The organism is Flavivirga aquimarina, from assembly GCF_030540835.1.
In the GTDB taxonomy this organism is placed as follows: domain Bacteria; phylum Bacteroidota; class Bacteroidia; order Flavobacteriales; family Flavobacteriaceae; genus Flavivirga; species Flavivirga aquimarina.
Genome location: NZ_JAUOEK010000014.1, coordinates 1 through 517, shown reverse-complemented (window position 1 = coordinate 517; position 517 = coordinate 1). Strand labels below are relative to the sequence as shown.

Sequence of the window (517 nt, the reverse complement as noted above, 5' to 3'; positions counted from 1 at the left end):
GGGGCAAGTTGAAGTTTTAATAACCTCCTTGCTTAATAGCAAAGTGTACCCTAGCTCTCTCTTTAAAGAACTTTATGCCAAAAGGTGGGGTGTTGAAACCTTTTATGATGAGTTAAAAAACAAACTGAAAATTGAACATTTCTCAGGGTACTCAAATTGAAGTATCTTACAAGATTTTTATGCTGCATTATTTATTAGCAACATACAAACCTTAATAGTAAATGAGTTAAATGATGAAAAACAAGACGATGCTAACCCACGAAAATATCAATATAAAGTAAACACTAATCTGTCTTATGGGTTTTTAAAGAATAGAGTTTTAGAACTATTCTTTACAGAAAAATCTATGGAAAAGATAATCATTGAACTCAAAGAATTATTTAAAGAAAACCAAATACCCATAAGACCTAATCGCTCTTTTGAACGAAATTCAGGAAAATACCGCTCTCGAATCAAACCTAAAATATCTAAAAATCAAAAAGATAGCATATGATGAGGGCTTAACTTTATGACATTG

2 protein-coding genes are annotated in these 517 nt (G+C 30.6%); both read left to right on the top strand.

Going from position 1 to position 517, the window contains the following annotated elements:
• Positions 1-28: 28 nt before the first annotated feature.
• Positions 29-160 carry a transposase gene (locus tag Q4Q35_RS22340; protein ID WP_367892725.1) on the top strand — a complete coding sequence of 44 codons (132 nt, stop codon included), beginning with the start codon at positions 29-31 and terminating at the stop codon, positions 158-160.
• Between the two features lie 186 nt (positions 161-346).
• Complete coding sequence (locus Q4Q35_RS00340; RefSeq protein ID WP_303275928.1) at positions 347-493, top strand: hypothetical protein; 147 nt, start codon at positions 347-349, stop codon at positions 491-493.
• The last annotated feature ends 24 nt before the right edge of the window (positions 494-517 follow it).

Coding starts and splice junctions, on each gene's coding strand:
- Q4Q35_RS00340 (WP_303275928.1), top strand. CDS start 347: ATGGAAAAGATAATCATTGAACTCAAAGAATTATTTAAAGAAAACCAA.